This is a genomic window from Longimicrobiaceae bacterium (assembly GCA_035696245.1).
In the GTDB taxonomy this organism is placed as follows: Bacteria; Gemmatimonadota; Gemmatimonadetes; order Longimicrobiales; family Longimicrobiaceae; genus DASRQW01.
The window spans coordinates 1-18,914 of the sequence record DASRQW010000306.1; the positions used below are offsets into that span (position 1 = coordinate 1).

The window sequence follows — 18,914 nt, forward strand, 5'->3', positions numbered from 1 at the left end:
GCCCGGCGAGCGCCAGATCGCCGCGGAAGCGGTTCAGGTCCGTGAGCCGCGCCACCGGGGCCGCCGCCGCGCCCGAGGCGGACCCGATGGCCGCAGACGTCGCCGGCCGGCCGGCGAGAACCCCGCGCGCCACCGTGTCCAGCGCCGCCACCCCCGTGCGGGCGAGGGCCAGCGCCGTCGCTTCGGCCGCGTGGGTGCCCTGGCCGCCCTCCACCACGTCGTCGCTCGCGCGGCGGGCGTCGTAGCGGTCCAGGTCCTGGCGCAGCGCCGCCAGGTTGTCTCCCACGCGCCGCGCCGCGTCGGGCGCGGCCGACTCGCCCCCGGGGGCGCTGAGCGCGCGCAGGTCCGCCTCCACCGCGAAGGTGCGGGCGTGCGCATCTCCCAGCTCGAGCGCGGAGGCGTACAGGCGCCGCTCGGCCACGGCCGCGCGCTCGTGCAGGCCGCGCAGCGAGCGCAGGCCCGCCACGGCCACGCCCGCGAGCACGAGCGCCGCCACGCACACGCACGCGGTCACGCGCGCGACCGCGCCGGAAGGGCGGCGCAGCGTCAAAGCGCGGCGCTCCGGCTGGAAGGACGGAGGGTGAGGACGGAGAGCGTCACGGGGTGCGGCGGGGAGATGCGGTGCGGGAGGGCGGCGCGGCGGCGGAAGCGGCGCCGCGGGCGGGGATGGTCAGGCCACTTCGTCCGAGAGGCCGTGGCGCTTGCGGCGCTGCCAGAGCACCTTGCGGGAGATGCCGAGCTGGCGCGCGGCGGCGGTCACGTTGCCGCCCAGCTCGCGCAGCGTGGAGTCGATGTACAGCCGCTCCACCTCGTCCAGCGTGAGCCCGCGCGGCACGTGCAGCCCGTCGGCCGGCGGCGGCGCCGCGGCCGACTGGAGCTCGGCGATGCGCACGACGGGGCCTTTGCTGAAGATCATCGACCGCTCGATGATGTTGCGCAGCTCGCGCGCGTTGCCCGGCCAGTCGTACTTCTGCAGCCGCTCCATGCCCGCCGCGTCAATGGCGGGCAGCGGCTTGGCGAAGTATTCCGAGGCGCGCTTCAGGAAGTGGTCGGCGATGGCGGGGATGTCGGAGCGGATGGCGCGCAGCGGCGGCAGCACCTGGCTCGCCACGTTCAGGCGGTAGTACAGGTCCTCGCGGAAGGCGCCGCGCGCCACCTCGGCCTGGATGTCCACGTTGGTCGCGGCCACCACGCGCAGGTTCACCGACATCTCCCGCGTGCTGCCGATGCGCCGGAAGCTGCGGCCCTCCAGGAAGGTGAGCAGCTTGGCCTGCAGCTCCAGCGGCATCGACCCGATCTCGTCCAGGAAGAGCGTGCCGTTGTCCGCGACCTCCACCAGGCCCTTCTTGGCCTGCTTCGCGTCGGTGAACGAGCCCTTCTCGTAGCCGAACAGCTCGCCTTCCAGCAGGTTGGCCGGCAGCGCCGCGCAGTTGATCTCCACGAAGCGGTAGCTGGCCGCCAGGCTCGCCGCGTGGATGGCGCGGGCCACCATGTTCTTGCCCGTGCCGCTCTCGCCCAGCAGCAGCGCCGACACGTGCGGCACCGACGCCACGTTGTCCACGAACTCGCGCACCTCGGTGATGAGCGGGTGGTGGCCGATGATGCCGTGCGGGTCGAACTTGGCGCGCACCGCGCTGGTCAGGATCTCGCGCGCCGGCACGTCCTCGACCGAGCGCGAGATGCGGGTGATGAGCGAGCGCGGCTCGATGGGCTTGGCCACGAAGTCCGTGGCCCCCGCCCGCAGCGCGCGCTCCGCGTCGCCCTCGGTGCCGCGCGCCGTGGCGATGATGATGGGCAGCGTCTTGTGCACCTCTCGCACGCGCCGCGTGAACTCGATGCCGTCCATCCCCGGCATCACCAGGTCGCACACCACCGCGTCCGGCGGGTCCGAGAGCAGCGCCTCGAGCGCCGCCTCGGCGCGCGAGAAGCTCTTGGTGGCGAACCGGCGCGTCCTCTCGATCTGTGCCGTGACGAGGGCGACCTGGTCCGGGTCGTCGTCGATGATGAAGACGGTGGGGTTCATGCCGGGGAGTGTGGGCGGAATCTGCCGGAACGACCTGCGGGGCGGACGGTCCGCTCCCGTGCTGCGTGTGGCCTGGAGATGTACCCGAATGGGAACACCTCTAACCTACGCGCCCCGCCGGAAGCAAACAACCCTTTGCGCATCTGCCGGCCGGGCGTCGGCCACGCAGTCCGTCGAAGGCGCGAGACGGCGCGGTGGCTTGCGGGCCGCGGCGGGGCAAGACGGCGAGGGGGAGCCGGCCCGGGCTCCCCCTCGCTCACGCACTTCGGCGTGCACGGGCGCTCACCACCTGCGCATCCGCCTCAGGCCGGCTCGTAGCACTTGCTGTGGCACGAGAGCTGGCAGGTGTAGTTGCACGAGTAGCAGGTGGCCGCGCACGTCGCGTAGCACGAATCGGCGCAGGTCTGGCACGACCCGTGGCACGACGCATTGTAGGTGTCGCACACCCCGAAGTAGTCGCTCGCGGGCTCGGCGGGCGGAACCGCGTAGTGGCCGTGCACCGTGCCCAGGCGATCCTTCGCGTCCGCCGAAGTGGCGAACGAATCGACGGTGAGATGCTCGATGTCCAGCCGGAGCTTGCCGTGCTTCATGTCGGGCCTCCTGGAGGATGAGCCGCGGCGGCGGCGTTGGTCTGAGCGGCGCGATAGTGTTTCCCTCTCGATGGTCCTGGAGAGGCCGGATGCGCGATGGTCAGCACACCCGCACCGTTCGCGCCGCGCGGTGTCCCCAAAGAAGCACCCCGGCAGCGCATCCGCAAGATCGTACGCCCAATTGATGACGGGAAACAGCCCGGAACCACACCGCCATCTTCACGCGCGATGAGTAGCCTGCGCGTACGGCGTTGCGAGCGCATCCCGCCCTCCGCGTCACGGATCGATCCGCCGCCGCGCGACTTCCCGGTTCCGACGCCTGCCGGGGAGGAGCGGCGGCGTTCGGCCTTGCGGCTCAGCCGTCCGTCGCTGCCCGGCGGAGAGCGCCGATGTCGGCGCCGGCGATGGATTCCAGGTTTCGTGTGATCTTCTCCACGTCCCAGTTCCACCAGGCGATCTCCAGCAGCGCGGCGACCACGTCGTCGCCGAAGCGGCGGCGGAGCGGCTTCGCGGGGTTGCCGCCCACGATGGTGTACGGCTCCACGTCCGCCGTCACGACCGACCAGGCGGCGACGATGGCTCCATCGCCGATGCGCACCCCGGGCATCACCATCGCCTCGTAGCCCAGCCACACGTCGTTGCCTACGATGGTGTCGCCCTTGTTCGGCAGCTCGTCCATCCGTGGCGCCACGCGCTCCCACCCGCCGCCGAAGATGTTGAACGGATAGGTGCTGAAGCCGCTCATCTTGTGGTTTGCGCCGTTCATGATGAACCGCACGCCCGTGGCGATCGCGCAGAACTTCCCGATCACCAGCCGGTCGCCGATGAACGGGAAGAGGTACAGCACGTTCCGCTCGAAATCCTCCGAGTTCTCGGGATCGTCGTAGTACGTGTACTCCCCGACGAAGATCTGCGGGTTCTTGACCGTGTTGCGGATGTAGCAGACCTGCGGAAACCCCGCCATCGGGTGCGGCTCGGCCGGACTCGGCCCGTTCGTGGTACTCATAGGGAACTGGTGAAGAAGATGGAGAAGATGAGGGATGCTCCACGCCTCGCGCGCCGTGTCCGCGGACCAGCCGCCGCATCACACCGCTACTCCGAGTCCGAATGCCGGAGCAGCAGCCGACGAACGGCGGCTTCGCGCCGAGGTTGCCGCGGCTGTTCGGCGCGGGCGACACCGATGCATGACCAGCTACCTGACGAGCATCCCCCGCCGAACAGATGCAGCTACTTCCGTTCCCAGCGCTCGGCGTCGCGGACCTCGTACTTGGTGAGCGTGCGGCGAACGGCTTCTTCCAGGTCGATCTCCATCTGGTTCGCAAGGACGATCACGACGAAGAGGACGTCGGCCAGCTCCAGCGCCACGTCGCCGTCGGGCTCGTCGGCCTTCTTCTTCTTGGGCCCGTACCGGTGGTTCAGCTCGCGCGCCAGCTCGCCCACCTCCTCGGTGAGGCGTGCCAGGTTCACCAGCGGCGGGAAGTAGCCTTCCTTGAACTGGCCGATGTACGCATCCACCTGCTTCTGTATCTCGCTGATCTGCATCGCACCGCGCGGTTCGGAGCCCGTGGGATTCGTGATGGCCGGAAGCTATCCCGCCGCCCCGAGCCGCGACAAGGACGCGCGTTGCCCCCCGGCATCGGCGCATCTAACTTCATCCCGACTATCACGAGTATATCGAGTATCGAGATTTTTCAGGTGAGCTTGCCAGGCGCATCGCGGAAACATCGCTTCCGTGCTCACGCCGAGACCTCGCACCGGGACGGAGCGTTGAGCCAGCCACGCGTGGGCATCATCATGGGCAGCCGGTCGGACCGGGAGACGATGGATGAGGCCGCCCGCGTCCTGGACGAGCTGGGGATCGCGTACGAGATGGAGGTCGTCTCCGCGCACCGCACGCCCGACCGGATGTTCGAGTACGCCGCCGCCGCCGAAGGGCGCGGGCTGGAGGTGATCATCGCGGGGGCGGGCGGCGCGGCGCACCTGCCGGGGATGACGGCCGCGAAGACGGTGCTGCCGGTGATCGGCGTTCCCGTGCTCTCGTCCACGCTCAACGGCATCGACTCGCTGCTCTCCATCGTGCAGATGCCGCGCGGCGTGCCCGTCGCCACCGTCGCCATCGGCAAGGCGGGCGCTGCCAACGCAGGCCTGCTCGCCGCCCGCATCCTGGGCACGCGAGACGAAGCCGTGCGCGCGAAGCTGCACGACCACGCCGCGCGCATGGCCGAAGAAGCGCTCCAGCCGGCGCCGGCCCCGGTGGGCGGATGAGGATGCGCACCATCCTTCCCGGCTCCACCGTGGGCGTGGTGGGCGGCGGGCAGCTGGGCCGCATGCTCGCCATGGAGGCGCGGCGGATGGGCTACCGCACCCTCGTGCTCGACCCGTCGCCGGACTCCCCCGCCGCGCAGGTCGCCGACGAGCAGCTCCGCGCGCCGCTGGACGACCACGACGCCGCGCACGAGCTAGCCCGCCGCTCCGACGTGGTCACGCTGGAGTGGGAGAACGCCGACGTGGGCACGCTGCGCGAGCTGGAAGAGATCGTGCCCGTGCGCCCGGGCCCGCACGTCCTTCAGGTCTGCCAGCACCGCGTGAACGAGAAGGACGCCGTGCGCCGCCTGGGCATCGCCACCGCGCCGTACCGCGCCGTGGTCACCCGCGAGGACCTGGACCGCGCCCTGGCGGACGTGGGCACACCCGCCGTGCTCAAGACCGCGCGCGGCGGCTACGACGGCAAGGGCCAGGCGGTCATCCGCACGCCCGACCAGGCCGACGCCGCCTTTGCCGCCCTCGCCGCCCCCGGCCGCAAGCTGATCCTGGAGGGCTTCGTGCCCTTCCGCATGGAAGTCTCCGTCGTCTGCGCCCGCACGCCCGCCGGGCAGATCGCATCCTTCCCCGTCGCCGAGAACCTGCACCGCAACGGCATCCTGGACACGTGCGTGGTCCCCGCGCCCATCGCGCCCGAGCTGGCGCGCGAGGCCCGCCGCATCGCCGAGGCGCTGGCCGAGGAGCTGGACGTGGCCGGCCTGCTCGCCGTGGAGATGTTCGTCGACGGCGACGACCGGCTGCTGGTGAACGAGATGGCGCCGCGGCCGCACAACTCCGGGCACTACACCTGGGAAGCCTGCGCCGTCTCGCAGTTCGAGCAGCAGCTGCGCGCCGTCTGCGGCCTGCCGCTGGGCTCCACCGAGCTGCTGCGCCCCGCGGCGATGGTGAACCTGCTGGGCGAGGACGGCGGCACCGGCCTGGGCGACCCGCGCGTCGTCGAAGCGCTGGGCGTGCCCGAGGTCGCGCTGCACCTGTACGGCAAGCCCGAGGCGCGCCCCGGCCGCAAGATGGGGCACCTCACCGCCCTGGGCGCCGACGCCGCCGAGGCGCTCGCCCGCGCGCGCCGCGCCCGCCAGCTCATTCGCGGAGGCCGCTGAGCCTCGCCTGCCGCGACGCTGCCACATCCGCCGGCCTACGCGCGCCAGCCGCCGCGCACCTCACCTCTCCCGCCGCGCCCCGCGGGGAAACCGGCCCCGCCGGTCCGTCCGATCGCGTTGGGAGGGATGCGGAAGATGCGAGGCATCCCGCTTCCCATCGGGGTCGATGCGGGTGTGGCGCGAAAGCGGCGGATCGCGCCCCTTGCGTTTCCCACCCGGCGGCGCGAATGTAGATCGACACCCCGAAGACGACCGCGCCGGACACCCCGTTCCACCAGCCGCACACCCCCTGGCCTACGAGGGGGACGCCGGACCCCACCGGCCCGTGCAGAACGCCACCTTTTCCGCTTCGCGCAGCTGGAACAAACCGCGCAGCTCCTGCGTAAGTGACTGGGAGAGCGCGACTCAGCGACATGGGCCATGCATGGCCCACCCCTTGCTATTCGTGGTGGCAGACTCTGCCAAGGAGGACCCGTGATTCTTCACTGCAACTTCGAAGAGCTTCGCGCGCTGGCGGCAGCCGTCGAGCTGATGATGATGGCCGAGGCGGGCCACTCGTCCGACGGCTTCCACGCCTCGCCCGAGGACCTTGCCGAGGCGGAGCGACTACTCCCGCGGCTCATCGGCGACATGAGCATCGAGACGCTGGACGACCAGCGCCACGTGCAGGAAGCCGTCTCCACCATCTGCCGGCTGCTGCTCAACCGCCTGGACGCCAAGGTGGTCGAGTACCACCCGGGCCACGAGGAGGCGGTGGCGCTGTACTTCGACTACGGCTACTCGCGCGTGGTGCTGGACCGGCTGACCCGCATGGGCACCGAGATGGAAGCCATCATCGACCTGATGGGCGGCGGCCGTCCCACCGCCGACCTCGCATCGTCGGTCACCTTCCCGGACTGAGGAGCCGCGATCGGAACCTGATCTCGTCCGAAGCGCCAGAAGGCCCCGCATCGCCAAGCCGATGCGGGGCCTTCGTCTTTTCCGCCGCACCGCATCGACCTCCGGCGTTCCGTATCTCCAGTATGCCCGTCGGGTTAGCAGCACACGCTGGAGGGATGATCGACAGCCGGTCGTGACGGATGAGGCGCATCTCCCTGCCCTGACGGGAGATGCGGGATCGGGTGGAGATCGCCGGGCGGACGCGGCGGGACTTCGTTGAAACCCGGCGGCCGATTCCGTCAACTTTTCGGGGCGTTCGTACGTCTTACAGATGGGAGGCGGCGGTTCGGCGCCTCCGTCCGGGGCCGCACGGGCGCGCTCCGGGCCGGCTACGTCCGAGCGGAGAGCGAGCCATGCGGCGCATCGGCATCATCGGGGCGGGCATCAGCGGGCTGGTGACGGCCAAGACGTTCCTGGAGGAAGGATACGAGGTGGCCGTCTTCGAGACGGAAAGCGAGGTGGGGGGCGTCTGGGCGCGGTCGCGGCGCTACCCCGGCATGGCGACGCAGAACCCGCGCGACACCTACGCGTTCTCGGACTTCGCCATGCCGCGCTCGTACCCGGAGTTCCCCACGGGCGCGCAGGTGCAGGCGTACCTGGCCGCGTACGCGGACCGGTACGGCGTCACGCCGTGCGTCCGCTTCGGAACGCGGGTGGACGAGGTGCGCGCCGAGGGCGACGGCTGGGTGATGCGCACCTCTCCGGTCGATGGCGCCGGCGGGCGGCGCGAGGCGCACCACGTGGACTACGTCGTGGTGGCGAACGGGGTCTTCAACGCGCCGTTCATCCCCCGCACGCCCGGGCTGGACGAGTTCCGCGCGGCCGGCGGCACGGTGCTCCACACCAGCCAGGTCGGCGACGGCGAGGCGCTGCGGGGCAAGCGCGTCGTCGTCGTCGGCTCCGCCAAGTCCGCGACCGACGTGGCGGCCGCCGCGGCGAACCTGGGCGCGCGGACGACGATGGTGTTCCGGCGCGCGGGGTGGAAGATGCCGAAGAAGTGGTTCGGCATGGTGCCGCTGCGCTACGTGCTCACCACGCGCTCGGCCGAGTCGCTCTTCCGCTACCGGACGCTTCGGGGCGGCGAGCGCGTGCTCCACACCGTGGGGCGCCCGCTCGTCTGGGCCTTCTGGCGCGGCGTGGAGGCCATGCTGCGCGCCACCCAGGGGCTGGACCGCTGCGGAATGCGCCCGGGCGACCCCGTGGAGCAGTTCGTGGGCTGCACGCTGAGCCTGGAGACCGACGGCTTCTTCCCCATGGTGCACGAGGGCCGCATCCGCCCCGTGCGCGGCACCGTTCGCGAGGCGCGGCCCGGCGCGGTGGAGCTGGACACGGGCGAGACGGTGGAGGCGGACGTGGTGGTCTTCGGCACCGGCTTCCGGCAGGAGGTGCCGTTCCTGCCAGCGGACGTGCGCGCCCGTATTGTGGACGACGCGGGCGTCTTCCACCTCTACCGCAACCTGGTGCACCCGGACGTGCCCATCCTGGGCTTCGTGGGCTACAACAGCAGCCTCTACTCGCAGCTCACGTCCGAGATCGGGGCGCGGTGGCTGGCGGAGCATTTCCGCGGCGACCTGAAGCTCCCCGCGCGCGACCGCATGCTGCGCGAGGTGCGGGAGCGGCTGGAGTGGCTGCACACCGAGCGGCCGCGGGGCACCGCCAGCGGCACGTGCCTCATCCCCTTCAACTTCCACTACATCAACGACCTGCTGGCCGACATGGGCGCCCGCACCCGCCGCGCGCCGCTCAACCCGGTGCGCGAGTTCCTGCTGCCGGTGGACCCGTCGCTGTACAAGGACCTCAAGGCGGAGCTGGACCTCAAGCGCGTGGCTCCCGCGCCCGCACCGCGCGGCATCCCCGCGCGCACCACCGACACCGCGTCCGCCATGTAGCACACCCCGTCCGTGCCGCTGGTGGCAGAGGCCCCGCATCTCGCGTAAGATGCGGGGCCTCGCCGCGCCTGCGCCTTCCATGCGACGACGGGAGATGCGCATCGCGCGATGAAGGCTCTGCCCTGCCCTGCCGTTCGCCGCACGCGCATCATCTACCGTGAAGACGGGATGCGGAGGATGCGCGGCGGCACGGGACGCGCTACGGGCATCACCGCCGATGTGCGGCGAGGGATGACATCAACACGAGGAAGACGGCGGATGGTCGACGAGATGGAGATCGAGGTGCGGTCCACGGAGCTGGATGCGCTGGGGCACGTGAACAACGCCAAGTACCTGGAATACCTGGAGTGGGGGCGCTTCGAATGGGTGAAGGCGGCGGGCGTGCCCATCGACTCGTTCGGGCGCGGCGGCGTGGGCACGGTCATCGTCAACGTGAACATCAACTACCGCCGGGAAGCCACGATGGGCCAGCGGCTCACCGTGCGCACCTGGCTGGCCAGCATGGGCCGGAGCTCGTTCCGCATCGCGCAGGAGGTGGTGGATGCGGAAGGGCGAACGGTGTGCGACGCCGTCGTCACCTCCGCGATGTTCGACACACGGACCCGCGCGAGCATGCCCATCCCCGACGACCTGCGCGCGAAGTTCGGAGCGCTTGTCCGCGCCACGGACGGCGACGCGGCGGATCGAACGCCTGCGGGTGGCTGAGATGGAGATCGGCGTCTACACTTTCGCGGAGGTCACGCCGGGTGTGCGCGGGGACGCGGTGGACGCGCCCGCGCAACGGCTGAAGGAGCTGCTGGAAGAGATCGAGCTGGCGGACCAGGTCGGCCTGGACGTGTTCGGTGTGGGCGAGCACCACCGGGCGGACTACGCCGTCTCCGCGCCCGCCGTGGTGCTCGGCGCCGCGGCGGCGCGCACGAAGCGCATCCGCCTGACCAGCGCGGTGACCGTGCTCAGCTCCGACGATCCCGTGCGCGTCTTCCAGGACTTCTCCACGGTGGATCTGCTCTCCGGCGGGCGCGCGGAGATCATGGCGGGCCGCGGCTCGTTCGTGGAGTCGTTCCCGCTCTTCGGCTACGACCTGGGCGACTATGACGAGCTGTTCGCGGAGAAGCTGGACCTGCTGCTGAAGCTGCGGGAGAGCGAGCGCGTGACGTGGTCCGGCGAGCACCGGGCGGTGATCGACGACCTGGGTGTCTACCCTCGCCCGGTGCAGGAGCCCATCCCGGTGTGGCTTGCCGTGGGCGGCACGCCGCAGAGCGTGGTCCGCGCCGGAACGCTGGGCCTGCCGCTGGCTCTCGCCATCATCGGCGGGCAGCCGGAGCGGTTCGCGGGGCTCATCGAGATGTACCGTGAGGCCGGCCGCCGGGCGGGGCATGACGCGTCGAAGCTGCGCGTCGGCATCAACTCGCACGCGTTCGTCGGCGATTCGTCGCAAGGCGCGGCCGACACGTTCTTCCCACCGTACGCGGCGGTGATGACGCGCATTGGGCGGGAGCGCGGGTGGCCGCCGACCACGCGCGCGCAGTTCGACGCGGGCCGGGCGCTGCGGGGCGCGCTCGTGGTGGGTAGCGTGCAGGAAGTGATCGACAAGATCCTCTTCCAGCACGAGATCTTCCGCCACGACCGCTTCCTCGCGCAGCTCACCGTGGGCGTCATGCCGCACGCGCAGGTCATGCGCGCCATCGAGCTTCTCGGCACCGAAGTCGCCCCCGTCGTCCGCCGCGAGACGGCGAGCGACCCGCCATCGCCCGATCCGCCATCCAGCGACTGAGCGTCGGGCGTGGGACGGCTTCCGGGAGATGTGATTCGCGTCCGCCCCGCGGGCTGAGATTTGCTGAGTGGACGGCCGCGAGCGAGGCGCATCGCACATCATCACACCCGAGCATCAACGACAGGCGAGGAGCCGAATGGGATTCGACCAGTACCACGAGCCGCCCGAGGAGCTGTCGCAGGAGACCCGCACCTTCGCCCGCATGATCCTGGGCCTCATCGAGGAAGCCGAGGCGATCGACTGGTATGAGCAGCGCATCTCGCTGGAGAAGGACGAGACCGCGCGTGCCATCATGGAGAACTCGCAGAAGGAAGAGTTCAAGCACTTCTCCATGGACCTGGAATGGCTGCTCCGCCACAAGCCCGTGTGGCGCAAGATCGCCAAGGGCGTGCTTTTCAAGAATGGCGACATCGTGGAGCTGGGCGAGAACGCCGAAGAAAGCGCCGACTGACCCTCGCTCCGGGGTCCGGCAGACCGGATCGCGTCGATCCGTTCGGGAGATGCGCGGCGAGCGGACACTACGAAGCCCGCCTCGATTTTGACGAGGTGGAGCGGTACGGAATGCGGTGAGGATCGGGAGATGCGCTGCCGGCCGGCAGGGCTGCCGTCCGTCGATGCGAGCGAAAGCGGCCCCGTCGCGCGTGGTGCGTGACGGGGCCGCTTCGTCCGGCTACTCCTCGACTTCGGGCTCGGCCTCGGCGGCCAGCTCCGGGTCGATCTCCAGCTCCTCGAGCGGCAGATCGTCGGTCGGAACGGCGGCGGGGGAAGAGCCGCGCTGCATGTTCCACAGGATCGACGTCGCCTCTTCCAGCAGCTCGGGGCTGAGGCGCGGGTAGAAACTGCGGGCGCGCTCCTCGATCTCGATGCGGCTCGCGCCGGGGCTCAGCGCGGCGCGCAGGGCCAGTACGCGCGAATCGCGCAGGGCGGCGGCGGTCTTCGTTTCGCGGCGCTGACGAGCAGCCGCCATCTCGGCGGCAAGATCGATCTCAACCAAGTGCAACCTCCATTAGGAATGGCGGAGGGCCTCCGCCGTGCCGTGTAGTCTGCAACCAATATAACATGGCGCACCAGCCCCGTTCACCCCCGCCTCGCGGCCGGAAGCTGCCGGCGCTGCGCCGATCGGCCGCGGACAACGGCGCGGGCGATGGCTTCGGCGCCTGCGTTCGCGTAGAAGCTGATCGGGCGGCGCACACCAACGACGTCCGACGAGGGCTCCGTCCGCAGCGTGGGAACGGAAGCGATCACTACGACGCAGGGGCCGGTCTCCCGGCCCCTGCGTGCATCGCATCTACCGAATCGGCGGTCTTACAGCTCCACCAGATCCTCGTACGTCTCCGGGCGACGGTCGCGGAAGAACTGCCAGGTGTTGCGCACCTCGCGGATCTGGTCCAGGTCCAGGTCCGCTACGATGAGCTCCGTCTGGTCGCGCGAGCCCACCGCCAGCATCTGCCCGCGCGGGCTGCAGAAGTAGCTCTGGCCGTAGAACTCGCCGATGTTCCACGGCGCCTCGGTGCCCACCCGGTTGATGGCGCCCACGAAGTACGCGTTCGCCACCGCGTGCGCCGGCTGCTCCAGCTTCCACAGGTACTCCGAGAGGCCGGCGACCGTGGCGGACGGGTTGAACACGATCTCCGCCCCGTTCAGGCCCAGCGCCCGCGCGCCCTCGGGGAAGTGCCGGTCGTAGCAGATGTACACGCCGATGTCCGCATACGCCGTCTTGAACACCGGGTAGCCCATGTTGCCGGGCTTGAAGTAGAACTTCTCCCAGAAGCCGGGCGCGCAGTGCGGGATGTGGTTCTTCCGGTACTTGCCCAGGTACGAGCCGTCCGCGTCGATCACCGCGGCGGTGTTGTAGTAGACGCCCGTCGTCTCCTCCTCGTAGATCGGCACCACGATCACCATCCGGTGCTTGGCGGCGATCTCCTGCATCAGCTTCGTGGTTGGGCCTTCGGGGATGCGCTCGGTCGCGTCGTACCACTTGGTGGACTGCTCGGCGCAGAAGTACGGGCCGGTGAAGATCTCCTGCATGCAGATGATCTGCACACCCTGGCGCCCGGCCTCTTCCAGAAGCTCCACGTGCTTGGCGAGGTTGGCTTCGCGGATCTGATCGACCGGCAGGTCGGTGGAGCAGGCGTTCGTGGCCTGGATCAGGCCGCACTTCACAACACGGGGCATGGACCGGCTCCTTCGCAGCACAGGGCGTGGGTGTGGATCGGGGGAGATGCGCGGCGTCGTGCCCGCATCTGAGTCGTCGGACCGAAGACGCTACGCGGGCTGGGCGTCGCGCCGGCCGCGCATGAGCGCCAGGTACAGCACGAAGCTGATGATGAAGGTCACGAACCAGGCGTACGTGTACAGGTGGTCGAAGAAGTTGGGATTGGCCACGCGGCCGCCGGGCGTCATGGCCGCGCGGATGAAGCCGGGCACGACGGGAAGGATGGCCACGACGAGCGCCACCATCGCCCGCGGGTTCCAGCCGCCGCGGTAGCTGTAGCGGCCGTTCTCGCGGAACAGGTCGGCCAGGTCCAGCTTCTGCTTGCGCAGCACCCAGTAGTCGGCGATGAGGATGCCGCCCAGCGCGCCCATCAGGCTGGAGTAGCCGATCAGCCAGGTGAAGATGTACGCCGACGCATCCGAGTACAGCTTCCACGGCATCATCAGGATGCCGATCACGGCGGTGATCAGCCCGCCCGTGACGTAGCTGATGCGGCGCGGGCTCAGGTTGGAGAAGTCGTTCGCGGGGCTGACGACGTTGGCCGCCATGTTGGTGTGCAGCTGTGCCGCCAGCACCACCAGCGCCCCCGCGATGATCACCGCCTTCGAGCCGATGCGGGCGACGACCTCGATGGGATCCCAGATGGCGTGCCCGTACATGACGATGGTCGCGCTCGTCACCGCCACGCCGATGAAGGCGAACGCCGTCATCGTGGTCGGCAGGCCCATCGCCTGCCCCAGCGCCTGCGAGCGCTGGCTCTTCGCGTAGCGCGTGAAGTCCGGGATGTTGAGGCTGAGCGTGGCCCAGTAGCCCACGTTCGCCGTGAGCGCTGCGGGGAACAGCGCCCAGAAGTCGCCGTGCCCCTTCTGCAGCCGCTGGCTCTCGTTGAGGATGTGGCCCAGCCCGCCGCCGTGGATCACGGCCCAGATCAGGATGGCCGTCGCGCCCGTCATCAGCACGGGCGCCGCGAGGCTGCCCAGGTGCTTGATGCCCTCCACGCCGCGGGCGATGATCGCCACCTCCAGCAGCCAGAACGCCGCGAACGCGATCGCCTTGCCTGCCGCCAGCGACTGCCAGCCCGGCCACGCCGCCGCCATCAGCGAGTCCAGCGCCAGCGCGCCGATCCACGTCTGGATGCCGAACCATCCGCACGCGACGACGGCCCTGAGCATCGCCGGCACGTTCGCGCCGACCGTGCCGAACGCGGCGCGGCACATCACCGGGAAGCTGATGCCGTACTTCGTCCCGGCGTGCGCGTTCAGGATCATGGGCACGAGGACGACGCAGTTGCCCAGGAGGATAGTGAGCATCGCCTGCCACCACGTCATCCCCTCCTCCATCAGCCCCGACGCCAGCGTGTAGGTGGTGATGACCACCGACATGCCGATCCACATCGCCGCGATGTTGTAGGTGCTCCACGTGCGCCGGGAGAGCGGCGTGGGCGCCAGGTCCTCGTTCCACAGCTTGCTGCCGGACAGGTCCTCGTGCGTCTCTACGAATTCGCTCGGCGCGGCGACCGCGCCGGGTGAGATCACGCTCATGCGGGGCTCGGTGGGGTGCGGGAAGGGGTCAGCCGGCGCGGGCCGGCTCGCGCTTGGTAGCCTGCAGGCCCGCCGTGGTGCGCGGGAGCCACTTGCCGCGGCCCTCCTGCCCCACCACGCGGTAGTCGTCCACGATCACGTCGCCGCGCGAGAGCGTGGTCCGCGCGAAGCCGGCCAGGTCCCAGCCCTCGAACGGCGACCAGTCCGCATTCGTCTCCAGCTCGGCCGGGTCGACGGTGTGCGTGCGGTCCGGGTGGATGATGGCAAGGTCCGCGTCCGCGCCCACCGTGATGCCGCCCTTGCGCGGGAAAAGCCCCATCGCCTTCGCCGGGCCGGTGGAGAGCTTGTCGCACATCTGCTCGATGGTGATGCGCCCCGCCTTCACGCCGTGCGTGTAGGTGAGCGGCAGCAGCGTCTCCAGGCCCGGCATCCCCATGGGGATCTTGGTCCAGTCGCCCTCCCACATCGCCTTCTGCTCGCGCGTGAACGTGCAGGTGTCGGTGGAGATGGCGGTGACGGTGCCGTCCTTGATGCCCTTCCACAGCCGCTCGCTGTCCGCCGGCTTCTTGAGCTGCGGGCAGCAGGCGAAGAGATGCCCGTCCTCGCGGTCGAACACGGAGTCGTCCAGCACCAGGTACTGCACGCACGTCTCCGCGATCACCGGGACGCCGCGGGCCTGCGCGGCCTGGATGATCTCCGTCCCCTCCGCCGTGCTCATGTGCACGATGTAGAGCTGGCCGCCGGTGACCTCGCTCCACGCGACCGCGCGCTGGATCGCCTCGGCCTCGATGAAGTTGGGGCGGGTGATGCGGTGCAGCGCTGCGCCGTGCTCCTTCATCAGCTCCGGCGTGTGGTGGCGCGCGATCAGCTCGTCCAGCACGCGCGACGACTCGGCGTGCACGAGCAGCATGGCGCCCAGGTCGCGCATCTTCTCCAGCGTGCCGAACATGGCGCGATCGTCGGACTGCCAGCCCTCGGACTCGTAGATCATGAACTCCTTGAAGGTGGTGAAGCCCCGCTCCACCATGCCCTCGATCTGGTCCTTGTGCTCGTCCCAGCGCGTGATGCAGATGTGGAAGGTGTAGTCGATCAGCGCCTTCCCTTCCGCCTTCTTCATCCACGCGTCCGCCGCGTCGGCCAGCGAGTCGCCCGCGTACGGGATCGCGAAGTCGATCAGCGTGGTCACGCCGCCGCGCGCCCCGGCCCGCGTCCCGCTGCGGTAGTCGTCGCTCGACGTGGTGCCGCAGAAGGGCAGCTCCAGGTGCACGTGCACGTCCAGCACGCCGGGAATCACGTAGTGCCCCGCGGCGTCGATCACCTGCGCATCGCCCGCGTCCAGCGCCTCGCCGAGCGCCACGATCTTCTCGCCCGCGATGCCCACGTCGCCCACGAACGTGCCCGCCGGCGTCACCACGGTCCCGCCACGCACCACCTTGTCGAGTCTCATCGCGCAGTTCGCTTCCGGAGAAGGGTCACGTCGTTAGATGGGAAGATGCGGATCGGCCGAACGCCGAAGCCACTCGGTAGACGCGCCGAATCGGGTGCCATCGAGAGGCAGAGTTCGCTTAAGCCGAAACGATCAGGCCGCCGATGGTCCGCCGGTGGTATGAAACCACCGGCTTGGAACTGCGGTCGTCCTGCGGACGAGGCTCCACATCCACCCCAGCTCCCCCGCAGTTGCCGAAGCATCGGAGCTTCGATGCCTGCGACGCGCTCCACCGCTTGAGCCACGAAGATGCCGGTCCGCAGGACCATCGCAGTTCATAGCCGGGCGTTTTATACGCCCGGCGATTCGTCGCGACGGCGTCGACGAGAGCGGGAAGAGACGCATCCAAGACTCCTCGGATGCCCCTCATCTCCCGAACCGCATCTCACCCCTGCTCGATCTTCGTGAGGGCGCGGTCGATCACGTCGATCGCGAAGTCGGCGTCCTCGGCGGTGATGCACATGGGGGGCTTGATGCGGACGACGTTGCCGTCCAGCCCGCCCTTGCCGATCAGCACGCCCATCTCGCGGCACAGCTCCAGCAGCTCCAGCGTCTCCTGCTTGGCCGGCTCGCGGGTGCCGCGGTCGCGGACGAGCTCCATCCCCAGCATCAGCCCCATGCCGCGCACGTCGCCGATCAGCCGGTACTTGTGCATCAGCGCCTCCAGCCCCGCCTTGAGCCGCCCGCCCACCACGCGGGAGTTTTCCTGCAGGCCGTCCTCGTCGATCACGTCCAGCACGGCCATGCCCGCCGCCATGCTCACCGCGTTGCCGCCGTACGTGTTGAAGTGCACGCGCTGGCTCAGCGTCTCCGCGATCTCGCGCGTGGTGGTCACGGCCGCGAGCGGGATGCCGTTGCCGATGCCCTTCGCCATCGTGACGATGTCCGGCACCACGTCCCAGTTCTGGAATCCCCAGTAGTGCTCGCCCGTCCGCCCGAAGCCCGTCTGCACCTCGTCCGCGATACACAGGCCGCCCGCCGCGCGCACGGCCCCGTACGCCTCGCGGAAGAAGTTGGGCGCCGACGTCGTCGCGCCGCCCACACCCTGGATGGGCTCGGCGATGAACGCGGCGATCTTACCCGGCGTGGAGTAGCGGACGAGGTCGCGGATGTCGTCCACCGTCCGCGTCGCCACCTCTTCCGGCGTGCCCGTGAACGGGCTGCGGAACGGGTCCGGATTGACGGCGTGGTGGATGCCGTCCGGCCGCACGCCCGGGTACTTCCACGTGGAGTGCGACGTGAGCTGCATCGTGGACGGCGACGCACCGTGGTAGGCGTTGCGCAGGGCGATCACGTCGTGGTTGCCGGTGTACAGGCGTGCCATCATGATCGCCAGGTCGTTCGCCTCGCTGCCGCTGTTCACGAAGTAGGTCACGTTCAGCCCGTCAGGCATCTTGGACGCGAGCTTCTTGGCGAACTGCGGAAGGTGCGGGTGCAGGTAGATGGTCGTGGCGTGCTGCAGCGTCTCCGTCTGCCGCTTCACCGCGCCCACGACTTTGGGATGGCAGTGGCCGCACGAGACCGTGACGATGCCGGCGAACATGTCCAGGTAGCGCTTGCCCGTCTCGTCGAAGAGCCACTGCATGTGGCCCTCCACGATCATGATTGGGTCGCGGTACAGGGTGAAGACCGCAGGGTTCACGTACTCGCGGCGCATGGCCAGCACCTCGGCGCGCGAGGGGCCAGTGTACGGGCGCGGGCGGTGGTCGCTCGCAGGCATCTGCACGGTGGGCTCGGTCAGCAGGTCGGTCATGGCGCGCTCGCAGAAGAGAAAGGCACGCCGGGAGATGCGGGAACGCCGTCTCCCGGCGATGTCCATCGATGGATGAAGGTCCTGCCGGGGCGTCAGACCGCCGCCGTCACCTCGGCCGCAGCGGGGGCGTAGCCCTCGGCCTCGTAGCCGCCGTGGTACTCGTCGGCCGCGGGGCGGCGGATCTGCGACTGGCGCACCACGCGGTCGCGCCGCAGCCCTCGGAAGTCCTCCACCGTCTTCCATCCCTTGTCCGCGTTACGCTCCAGGAACTCGCTGAGCCCGCTGACCAGGTTGCGGATCACGTTCGGGCCCACCGCGCTGTCCAGCATGGCCGCCGTGCACACCTGCACGGTGCCCGCGCCGAGGAGGAAGTAGCTGAGCGCCTGCGTGAAGTCGCTCACGCCGCCGATGGCCGAGAACGCCTTGTCCGGGAACGCCTGCGTCATCTTCGCCATGTTCGCGAGCGACATCGGGAGGATCGCCGGGCCGCCCAAACCGCCGCTGGAGACCAGGCCGTCCACGTTGATCTCGAACTCCAGGGAGTTCGGGTCGATGAGCGGCAGCGAGGGGAAGGTGTTCGACGAGACCACCGCGTCGGCCCCGCTGCGGAAGCAGGCGCCGGCCTCGACCACGATGTCCGCCGTCGCCGGGGTGAGCTTGCACCAAACGGGGATCTTCGCGACCTCCTTGACGGCGGCCGCGGTGGACGAGACGAGCTCCTGGTCCTTGCCCAGGTTGGCGCCCATGTCCTTCCGGTCCATGTGCGGGCAGGAGAAGTTCAGCTCCAGCCCGTCCGCCCCGGCGTCCTGGCATCCTTCCGCGAGGAGCTGCCAGTTGCGCATCTCCGCGTCGCTGCCCGAGCCGGCCATGATGGAGGCGATGAGCACGCGGTCGGGATACTGCGCCTTGATGTTGCGGATGCGCGGCAGCCACCAGTCCAGCGCCTTGTCGCTGATCAGCTCCCAGTTCCACGACGAATGTAGCGCCGCGCCGGGCATCTTCTTCATCGACACGCGGTTGGTCGCCGCCTCGGTGCGCATGAACTTGGTCTTCGCGCCGTAGACGTTCACCACCGGGTGCAGGCCGATGGTCTTCGCCACCACCCCGCCCCATCCGTACTCGAAGGCGCGCAGGATGTTGGCCTCGCTCTCCGTCGGCGGCGCCGACGAGAGGAGGAACGGATTGGGGAAGTGGATGCCGGTGAAGTCGACCGAAGTGTCTGCGCTCATCTCGCCCTCCAAGGGTTCGGCACGTCCGCCGCGCATCTCGCGAGATGCCGGGCGGT

At 69.8% G+C, this 18,914-nt stretch carries 18 protein-coding genes; 7 read left to right on the plus strand and 11 right to left on the minus strand.

Going from position 1 to position 18,914, the window contains the following annotated elements:
• The 5 genes from VFE05_14315 to VFE05_14335 form a co-directional block, all read right to left on the minus strand.
• The coding region (locus VFE05_14315; protein ID HET6231243.1) for a hypothetical protein at positions 1-550 on the minus strand (550 nt) is incomplete at its 3' end.
• Between the two features lie 120 nt (positions 551-670).
• Positions 671-2,023: a sigma-54 dependent transcriptional regulator gene (locus tag VFE05_14320; GenBank protein ID HET6231244.1), complete on the minus strand. Its 1,353-nt coding sequence runs from the start codon at positions 2,021-2,023 to the stop codon at positions 671-673.
• A gap of 302 nt (positions 2,024-2,325) precedes the next feature.
• Positions 2,326-2,613, minus strand: coding sequence for a hypothetical protein (locus VFE05_14325; protein ID HET6231245.1), 288 nt, complete (start codon positions 2,611-2,613; stop codon positions 2,326-2,328).
• Positions 2,614-2,968: 355 nt separating this feature from the next.
• Positions 2,969-3,619, minus strand: coding sequence for a Vat family streptogramin A O-acetyltransferase (locus VFE05_14330; protein ID HET6231246.1), 651 nt, complete (start codon positions 3,617-3,619; stop codon positions 2,969-2,971).
• Positions 3,620-3,840: 221 nt separating this feature from the next.
• Positions 3,841-4,155, minus strand: coding sequence for a nucleotide pyrophosphohydrolase (locus tag VFE05_14335; GenBank protein ID HET6231247.1), 315 nt, complete (start codon positions 4,153-4,155; stop codon positions 3,841-3,843).
• A 225-nt stretch (positions 4,156-4,380) separates the two neighbouring features.
• Here VFE05_14335 and purE point away from each other — a divergent pair, with 225 nt between their 5' ends.
• The 7 genes from purE to VFE05_14370 all read left to right on the plus strand — a co-directional run bounded on the left by purE (position 4,381) and on the right by VFE05_14370 (position 11,085).
• Positions 4,381-4,878, plus strand: coding sequence for a 5-(carboxyamino)imidazole ribonucleotide mutase (gene purE / locus VFE05_14340; GenBank protein HET6231248.1), 498 nt, complete (start codon positions 4,381-4,383; stop codon positions 4,876-4,878).
• A gap of 2 nt (positions 4,879-4,880) precedes the next feature.
• Positions 4,881-6,032 (plus strand): 5-(carboxyamino)imidazole ribonucleotide synthase, encoded by a 1,152-nt coding sequence (locus VFE05_14345; GenBank protein HET6231249.1) that lies wholly within the window; start codon positions 4,881-4,883, stop codon positions 6,030-6,032.
• 474 nt (positions 6,033-6,506) lie between these two features.
• A complete protein-coding gene (locus VFE05_14350) occupies positions 6,507-6,932 on the plus strand; it encodes a hypothetical protein (protein ID HET6231250.1) in 426 nt (141 codons plus the stop codon).
• 392 nt (positions 6,933-7,324) lie between these two features.
• Entirely contained in the window at positions 7,325-8,860 is a 1,536-nt protein-coding gene (locus VFE05_14355; GenBank protein ID HET6231251.1) for an NAD(P)-binding domain-containing protein, read from the plus strand.
• Positions 8,861-9,118: 258 nt separating this feature from the next.
• Positions 9,119-9,565, plus strand: a complete 447-nt coding sequence (locus VFE05_14360) for a thioesterase family protein (protein ID HET6231252.1) — start codon at positions 9,119-9,121, stop codon at positions 9,563-9,565.
• A 1-nt stretch (position 9,566) separates the two neighbouring features.
• Entirely contained in the window at positions 9,567-10,634 is a 1,068-nt protein-coding gene (locus tag VFE05_14365) for an LLM class flavin-dependent oxidoreductase (GenBank protein HET6231253.1), read from the plus strand.
• A 136-nt stretch (positions 10,635-10,770) separates the two neighbouring features.
• A complete protein-coding gene (locus VFE05_14370; GenBank protein ID HET6231254.1) occupies positions 10,771-11,085 on the plus strand; it encodes a hypothetical protein in 315 nt (104 codons plus the stop codon).
• A 219-nt stretch (positions 11,086-11,304) separates the two neighbouring features.
• Here VFE05_14370 and VFE05_14375 read toward each other — a convergent pair whose 3' ends face one another.
• From VFE05_14375 to VFE05_14400, 6 genes are all read right to left on the minus strand, one after another.
• Complete coding sequence (locus VFE05_14375) at positions 11,305-11,628, minus strand: hypothetical protein (protein HET6231255.1); 324 nt, start codon at positions 11,626-11,628, stop codon at positions 11,305-11,307.
• A gap of 311 nt (positions 11,629-11,939) precedes the next feature.
• Positions 11,940-12,809, minus strand: coding sequence for a nitrilase-related carbon-nitrogen hydrolase (locus tag VFE05_14380; GenBank protein ID HET6231256.1), 870 nt, complete (start codon positions 12,807-12,809; stop codon positions 11,940-11,942).
• Positions 12,810-12,899: 90 nt separating this feature from the next.
• Complete coding sequence (locus VFE05_14385; GenBank protein HET6231257.1) at positions 12,900-14,390, minus strand: NCS1 family nucleobase:cation symporter-1; 1,491 nt, start codon at positions 14,388-14,390, stop codon at positions 12,900-12,902.
• A gap of 28 nt (positions 14,391-14,418) precedes the next feature.
• Positions 14,419-15,837 (minus strand): dihydropyrimidinase, encoded by a 1,419-nt coding sequence (gene hydA, locus VFE05_14390; GenBank protein HET6231258.1) that lies wholly within the window; start codon positions 15,835-15,837, stop codon positions 14,419-14,421.
• A gap of 424 nt (positions 15,838-16,261) precedes the next feature.
• Complete coding sequence (locus VFE05_14395) at positions 16,262-17,629, minus strand: aspartate aminotransferase family protein (protein ID HET6231259.1); 1,368 nt, start codon at positions 17,627-17,629, stop codon at positions 16,262-16,264.
• A gap of 92 nt (positions 17,630-17,721) precedes the next feature.
• The gene (locus VFE05_14400; protein HET6231260.1) at positions 17,722-18,858 is read right to left on the minus strand and encodes a tRNA-dihydrouridine synthase; all 1,137 of its coding nucleotides are present in this window, start codon (positions 18,856-18,858) and stop codon (positions 17,722-17,724) included.
• Positions 18,859-18,914: the final 56 nt, after the last annotated feature.

Bases quoted from the DNA above. Each gene is read 5' to 3' on its own strand.
- VFE05_14365 (HET6231253.1), top strand. From the start codon at position 9,567: ATGGAGATCGGCGTCTACACTTTCGCGGAGGTCACGCCGGGTGTGCGC.
- VFE05_14360 (HET6231252.1), top strand. From the start codon at position 9,119: ATGGTCGACGAGATGGAGATCGAGGTGCGGTCCACGGAGCTGGATGCG.
- VFE05_14385 (HET6231257.1), bottom strand. From the start codon at position 14,390: ATGAGCGTGATCTCACCCGGCGCGGTCGCCGCGCCGAGCGAATTCGTA.
- VFE05_14395 (HET6231259.1), bottom strand. From the start codon at position 17,629: ATGACCGACCTGCTGACCGAGCCCACCGTGCAGATGCCTGCGAGCGAC.
- VFE05_14370 (HET6231254.1), top strand. From the start codon at position 10,771: ATGGGATTCGACCAGTACCACGAGCCGCCCGAGGAGCTGTCGCAGGAG.
- hydA (HET6231258.1), bottom strand. From the start codon at position 15,837: ATGAGACTCGACAAGGTGGTGCGTGGCGGGACCGTGGTGACGCCGGCG.
- VFE05_14355 (HET6231251.1), top strand. From the start codon at position 7,325: ATGCGGCGCATCGGCATCATCGGGGCGGGCATCAGCGGGCTGGTGACG.
- VFE05_14325 (HET6231245.1), bottom strand. From the start codon at position 2,613: ATGAAGCACGGCAAGCTCCGGCTGGACATCGAGCATCTCACCGTCGAT.
- VFE05_14330 (HET6231246.1), bottom strand. From the start codon at position 3,619: ATGAGTACCACGAACGGGCCGAGTCCGGCCGAGCCGCACCCGATGGCG.
- VFE05_14335 (HET6231247.1), bottom strand. From the start codon at position 4,155: ATGCAGATCAGCGAGATACAGAAGCAGGTGGATGCGTACATCGGCCAG.
- VFE05_14400 (HET6231260.1), bottom strand. From the start codon at position 18,858: ATGAGCGCAGACACTTCGGTCGACTTCACCGGCATCCACTTCCCCAAT.
- VFE05_14320 (HET6231244.1), bottom strand. From the start codon at position 2,023: ATGAACCCCACCGTCTTCATCATCGACGACGACCCGGACCAGGTCGCC.
- VFE05_14345 (HET6231249.1), top strand. From the start codon at position 4,881: ATGCGCACCATCCTTCCCGGCTCCACCGTGGGCGTGGTGGGCGGCGGG.
- VFE05_14380 (HET6231256.1), bottom strand. From the start codon at position 12,809: ATGCCCCGTGTTGTGAAGTGCGGCCTGATCCAGGCCACGAACGCCTGC.